Raw genomic sequence first — 5660 nt, forward strand, 5'->3', positions numbered from 1 at the left:
GTGTTGCATTTTTCTCTTTTTGAAAGAGAAATACAGGCACTTTGTTTTCTGTCTGTTCTGTCGTTTTTCTTTTCAGACAGCTTACAGTGCATTAACTGAATCAAATGCGTACACAGTTACACACTTCACACACATGAATATCTTATAATGACAGTCAAGGGCTTTACATCGTCCATAATCAGCGATTTCAAAAAGTTCACCGTCAACAAGGACGAACAGGAAGAAGCAACTATGCCACTTGACGAACTGAAAACGCAGATCGACCGCATTTCCGAGATCGTTGACACCTGCCGTGAGGTGGTACGGCTGAAGGAGGAGAAGCAGAATGAAATTAGCTAACGGTGTTGGCACAGTCTATAAGCTGTCGGGCAATAGGCGTAATCCTTACATTGTCCGCAAGACAGTCGGCTGGGACATTGATACCGAAACTGGCAAGCGTAAACAGCAGTACATCACTATCGGCTATGCGCCGACCAGGGCTAAAGGGCTTGAAATGCTTATGGATTACAATAAGAATCCCTATGACATTGAAGCGTCCAAAATCACCTTTGCCGAAGTCTTTGAGAAGTGGTCGGCGGAGAAGTTCCCCACGATCTCGGACAGCAACGCCAAAGCCTACAAAGCGTCATATAATACCTGTGAACCCCTGCATGACAGAGTGTTCAAGGATTTGAAGCTGACTGACTTGCAGGGTGTTGTAGACAACTGCGGTAAGAACTATCCGACGCTCCGCAAGCTGAAAGTGCTGTTCAGCCAGATGTATGAGTATGCCATGAAGTATGAGATCTGCATGAAAGACTACTCTGAGTATGTGGATATTATCAAGTTCAAGGACAAGAACCCGAACAAGACAGACCGTTCTCCTTTCAGTAAGGAAGAAATTGATGCTCTGTGGCTGCAGGAAAACAATCTCTACGCTCAGATCGTCCTGATGCTGATATACAGTGGAGTGCGTGTGTCTGAGCTGCTTGACCTGAAACGTGAGAATGTCAACATCGAAGAGCATTGCTTCAAGGTGGTGGAGAGCAAGACTGAAAGCGGTATTCGTGTTGTGCCGATACACGACAGGACATATCCGTTCTTCAAGAAGTGGTACGATGACGGCAACGAGTATCTTCTCCATACTCCCGACGGCAAGCAGTTCATCTATCTCAACTACTATGATTCCTACTGGACACCTGTTATGGAGCTGATCGGCTGCTCCCATAAGCCGCATGATACACGTCATACCTGTATCTCCATGATGACCGAGAAAGAGGTATCGCCTACGCTGATAAAGAAGATCGTCGGTCATTCAGGGGCTATGTCATTGACCGAGAAGGTCTATACGCACGTTAATGTGCAGGAGTTGTTGGAGGCTATTAATAGGATATAGGTATTAAAAAACCGCTGAGAGATTGTTCTCTCAGCGGCTTTTTGTAAATAAATAAGGCATTCACCATACGATGAATGCCTTGATTTTTTGTTAGTTACCCGTTAGTTACGTGTTAGTTACCGTCCGAATTTCACCATATTTCAGATAAACCCAAACCGAACAAAACAGCGTAAATACGCGATTTTGAATACTCCCAGTAGGGATAAAATTATCTCTTCGAGCTAAGCAGTATCGTTTCGCTTACTTTATTTAGTTTTCAAAAAGCGCCTAAAACACGATAAAATCTGCAATTCAGAGCAAACGCTCTTGTTGTAAATTTCAAGTTTTATCGTAACTTGTTTCAACTTTGTTGAACAAAAGTTGAACTGGCGGACATGACAATCTCGTCGGTATTCAGAGAATGAAAACTGTAATAATCGTGGCGAGGAGAAGCGTTATCCCTCACCCTACCAAATGGAGGTATCTATTATGAGTAGAAATATTCTCGATGAACTTTACGATTATGACCTGTTCCACCTGACCGAGATTGAAGATACAGACGGAGCATACAGAGCCGCCCTCGACAGACTCGTCAAGGCAGAAGCCGAGTTAAAGAAAGCCTATCCCGACCGCACTGACATTCTCGATGAGTACCAGTCAGCGGACATTGAACTGCACAACCTCTCCAACCGCAATGAGTTCCGCAAGGGTTTCAAGGTCGGCGCACAGCTTGTCCTTGAAATGATCAAGCCCATAAAGTGAGGTGGACGGTATGAGCAGATACAAGAGCGAACAGACCGCATACAGCTCCCTAAAAAAGAAATACGTTCCGCTGTGGCAACTGGACACCAACACAGTAACAGTCACTCACTTCAACCTTAATACACTCACCACAGAGAGTAAGACTTACAGCACCGACTTCATCAGGTATCATCTTCATTTCTCTGACAGCAAGTACCCCGACAGACTTCGCAGGCTCGTCAATGAGGGTAAGATTATTCAGTACCTTGATGATATGGAACTGAAAGTCAGTGAAGCTATCTCCAGTCAGGTGGCGCTTTGGAAGCAGACCGATGAATGTTATCAGAAATCTGTCCTCAGCGGTGATGTGGAGAAGATGCTCGGTCTTGAGAACTGCTTTGGCTATATGGCGAGAGAAGCGGTGTTTGAGTGTATGGTTTATATTTGAGAGCAGACAGCTGTGCCTTCGGGTACAGCTGTTTTTATGTTGGTAGATTGATAAAAAGATCAGATATATGGCATCCAAAACCGTCGGCTATTTTTTTACACAAATCAACTGTAACATTATACTCTCCACGCTCTATTCGACCATAATAAGCACGACTTATACCACATATTTCAGAAAACTCACTTTGTGTATAACCACGACCTTCTCGCATTTTTCTTATTTCATTTCCTAAATAGAAATTTATGGAATCATATTTGTGTTTCATAATTCACCTCAAAAAACGTCATATATGACGTCGACATATAGGGAATAATATGTTATACTGTATACAGATGACAGAGAGATCTGTGTATCTAATCATTAAATCATATTTAATTGAAGGAGGACATTATTATGTCAGAAAGAGTATTAACTTTCCCCGTTGAGAATTTCAGAAAGCTTCCTAATCCTTATCAGCAGAAGGATACAGAGAAGAAAGGCGACGAAGCCTACCCTCAGATGTATTTTGCAATTTGTGATGTTAAGGAAATTCCTGAAGATATTCCCATGGCAACAAATCCAAGAAATCAGTCCATGAATAACGGTGTTGCCAAAAAGATCAAAGCATCACTTCTTAACACCAGCGAGCCTAACTTCTATTTATTGAACAGAGGAATGGTTATTTCAGCTGATTCAGTTCATTATGATAATAATAGCGGAAAGTTAAGTATAACTTTCAGTGATGAAGAAGTACATGGCGATGTTGATGGCGGACATACTTACAAGGCGATTCTTGAAAAGAGAAAAGAACTTGAACACGGACAGCAGTTTGTAAAACTTGAAATACTTACCGGAGTTGAAGATATTTTCCAGGCATTAGCCGCTGCAAGAAACACTTCGACTCAGGTTCAGGACAAGTCAATTGCAGAACTTGAACACAGATTTGATCTTATCAAAGAAATCATAAAGAACGAACCCTTTAACAACAATGTCTATTTCAGAGAAAATGATAAAGGTGATATCGATGTTGCAGATATAATTTCAATGCTTACGCTTTTCAACCTTGAAAAGTATCCTGATATCAATTCTTTCCCCGTGATTGCTTATAGTGGCAGGAAAAAGTGTATTGATTATTATATCGAAGCTCATAAAAACAGCGAAGAAAATCCTGTAGCAAATCCATATTATAGAATGAGAAACATAATGATTGATATTTTTAAGCTTTATGATATGCTTGAGAGTAACATAGGTGCATACTATAAGCAGAAAAACGCATCAGGACGCTATGGCTCTGTTAAAGGAGTATCGGTTCCTAAAGGCGATACCAAGTTTAAGTCAAAATACTATAAAACCGAAATGGATTATCTTTCTCCAACAGGTTTCCTTTATCCTATCCTTGGTGCTTTTCGTGCTTTAATCAAAGATGATGGAGTTGAATACTCCTGGAAATGTGATCCATTCAAGATCATGGAAAAAGTCGGTCCTGAACTTGTTGAAACTACAGTTGAAAGAAGTAGGACGCTCGGCAATAACGCTCAGGCTGTCGGCAAAGATGTTGGTAACTGGAAAACGCTTTATATGACAATCGCTCTTGAAATGCTTAACATAAATTAAGAGTCTTATAAACGGCTGTACTATTTGGTGCAGCCGTTATTTTCTGCTTCGTTTGGAGTTGCTGCTTCTTGAATGGCAATCAAATCATTTCTATAATACATATTCGATTCAAAAAACGATCTAAAATCGGGGTATTCAGCATTTATAGCTAAATGTTTATCATTTATTAGGATATTTATTTCAGATTGCTTTTCCCCAATTAACTCGTCCAAAAATAGACTTAAAGACATTGCTGAAAAAGCTAAAATTGTTATTATTGAAGTTGTTTTTGTATTGGTAATATTTTGATTTAGGAAAGGAATTATTATAAATGAGGCTATTCCAATTATAAATAGAATCATGGATAAAACATTTTGAATTTTGATTATTGTTTTATGTGCATAGTCTTCAGGATGACAATACTTGTATTTCTTTTTCAATAATTCTTTGCAGTTTCCCATTACATTTCTAACATTAATGGTTCGGGTTTGGGTTAATCCGTACTGTATTTTTGATTCTAAAAAATCAATTGTAATCATTAAATCTGCATTGTATGTATTACTAATACAAAGATAGCCTGCAATTTTACTTATGACGTCGCTTGTCGATAAAAGCAAAGCTGAAAATGACAGAGCAAATAGTAAGTTTTCACCTATATTCAATACATTGAAAGGATAAAGTATAGCCATTGCTACATATACAAGAGCAAAAATAATAAAAACATATTTCGATTTTTTCATTAGTTCATCTCCTTCATACAGTTTAAGTAGAAAGACTTAACTTTATTATTTATTTAACCTATTGGAATTGACATCTCAGTCGGTTCTTCATAAACCAAATCAGTTTCGTTATCAGATGCTTTTCGATAACTTTTATTTATTGCTGAATCTTTAATCTGCGTTGCTAAATCATCCATTATCTGAACGATTCTTACATGAATATCATAGTATTCTTCTTTATCTAAAGGAAATCGTTTCCTATTTTCTCCATGGGCAATACCATTTCTGCGAGCTAATAATCTTTCATCAATAAGATTGAAAGATGTATCGTGTATAGATGAATCTAAATCCAACAATGCCATCAGCTCTTTAAACAATTCCGAATTTAGATTACTTTTAGTATCTATGATTTTATCACATTGAATCTGTGGGATATTATTGGCACTATTAAGGATGGTATTTGTCAAATGTCAAAGAGCCACTAAGTAACCCCACGCAATAGGCAGAATCAAATTCGATTACAACATATCAATTCATTGAAGAGAGCAGCGTTTTATTCAGGAACGTTGCTCTTTTTGAATTATTTGCAAATTTGAATTTTTTACTTGGAATAAACATAGAGGTGATTGCAGATTTAATATGAGCATCATTATAATATAATGTTACTGTTTCAGGCTTAAACTGAACATTTACACTCCTTCCGAAAAAAATGCTTGCTTTACCTACAATTAACATAGAAAAGGTATCGGAATTTACATTGAAAATGTTATACTTATATCACCGAAAGGAAATATTCAACAGGAGTGATTATTGTGAGTAAGAAAAA

The 5660-nt window shown here is 38.3% G+C and carries 8 protein-coding genes; 5 read left to right on the top strand and 3 right to left on the bottom strand.

From position 1 onward, the window contains the following. Positions 1–147 precede the first annotated feature (147 nt). The 4 genes from K5677_RS04515 (at position 148) to K5677_RS04530 (ending at position 2543) form a co-directional block, all read left to right on the top strand. Positions 148–339 (top strand): hypothetical protein, encoded by a 192-nt coding sequence (locus tag K5677_RS04515; RefSeq protein ID WP_296725174.1) that lies wholly within the window; start codon positions 148–150, stop codon positions 337–339. Next, positions 326–1375, top strand: coding sequence for a site-specific integrase (locus K5677_RS04520; RefSeq protein ID WP_296725178.1), 1050 nt, complete (start codon positions 326–328; stop codon positions 1373–1375). Before K5677_RS04515 ends, K5677_RS04520 begins: the two co-directional genes overlap by 14 nt. A 468-nt stretch (positions 1376–1843) precedes the next feature. After that, a complete protein-coding gene (locus K5677_RS04525; protein ID WP_296725182.1) occupies positions 1844–2116 on the top strand; it encodes a DUF6809 family protein in 273 nt (90 codons plus the stop codon). A gap of 10 nt (positions 2117–2126) precedes the next feature. Next, entirely contained in the window at positions 2127–2543 is a 417-nt protein-coding gene (locus K5677_RS04530; RefSeq protein WP_296725185.1) for a hypothetical protein, read from the top strand. Between the two features lie 34 nt (positions 2544–2577). Here the strand turns inward: K5677_RS04530 and K5677_RS04535 are convergent, their stop codons facing one another. Then, positions 2578–2808 (bottom strand): helix-turn-helix transcriptional regulator, encoded by a 231-nt coding sequence (locus tag K5677_RS04535; protein ID WP_296725188.1) that lies wholly within the window; start codon positions 2806–2808, stop codon positions 2578–2580. Between the two features lie 128 nt (positions 2809–2936). On the opposite strand from K5677_RS04535, the gene K5677_RS04540 reads away from it, so the two are divergent. Next, entirely contained in the window at positions 2937–4136 is a 1200-nt protein-coding gene (locus tag K5677_RS04540; protein WP_296725190.1) for an AIPR family protein, read from the top strand. 20 nt (positions 4137–4156) lie between these two features. Here the strand turns inward: K5677_RS04540 and K5677_RS04545 are convergent, their stop codons facing one another. Beyond that, the gene (locus tag K5677_RS04545; protein WP_296725194.1) at positions 4157–4855 is read right to left on the bottom strand and encodes a hypothetical protein; all 699 of its coding nucleotides are present in this window, start codon (positions 4853–4855) and stop codon (positions 4157–4159) included. A gap of 53 nt (positions 4856–4908) precedes the next feature. Continuing rightward, entirely contained in the window at positions 4909–5301 is a 393-nt protein-coding gene (locus K5677_RS04550; protein WP_296725198.1) for an MAE_28990/MAE_18760 family HEPN-like nuclease, read from the bottom strand. Between the last annotated feature and the right edge of the window lie 359 nt (positions 5302–5660).

The organism is Ruminococcus sp. (assembly GCF_024684275.1).

Excerpts from the sequence above, each read along its gene's own strand:
- K5677_RS04535 (WP_296725188.1), bottom strand. The coding sequence starts at position 2,808 with ATGAAACACAAATATGATTCCATAAATTTCTATTTAGGAAATGAAATA.
- K5677_RS04515 (WP_296725174.1), top strand. The coding sequence starts at position 148 with ATGACAGTCAAGGGCTTTACATCGTCCATAATCAGCGATTTCAAAAAG.
- K5677_RS04520 (WP_296725178.1), top strand. The coding sequence starts at position 326 with ATGAAATTAGCTAACGGTGTTGGCACAGTCTATAAGCTGTCGGGCAAT.
- K5677_RS04530 (WP_296725185.1), top strand. The coding sequence starts at position 2,127 with ATGAGCAGATACAAGAGCGAACAGACCGCATACAGCTCCCTAAAAAAG.
- K5677_RS04545 (WP_296725194.1), bottom strand. The coding sequence starts at position 4,855 with ATGAAAAAATCGAAATATGTTTTTATTATTTTTGCTCTTGTATATGTA.
- K5677_RS04540 (WP_296725190.1), top strand. The coding sequence starts at position 2,937 with ATGTCAGAAAGAGTATTAACTTTCCCCGTTGAGAATTTCAGAAAGCTT.
- K5677_RS04525 (WP_296725182.1), top strand. The coding sequence starts at position 1,844 with ATGAGTAGAAATATTCTCGATGAACTTTACGATTATGACCTGTTCCAC.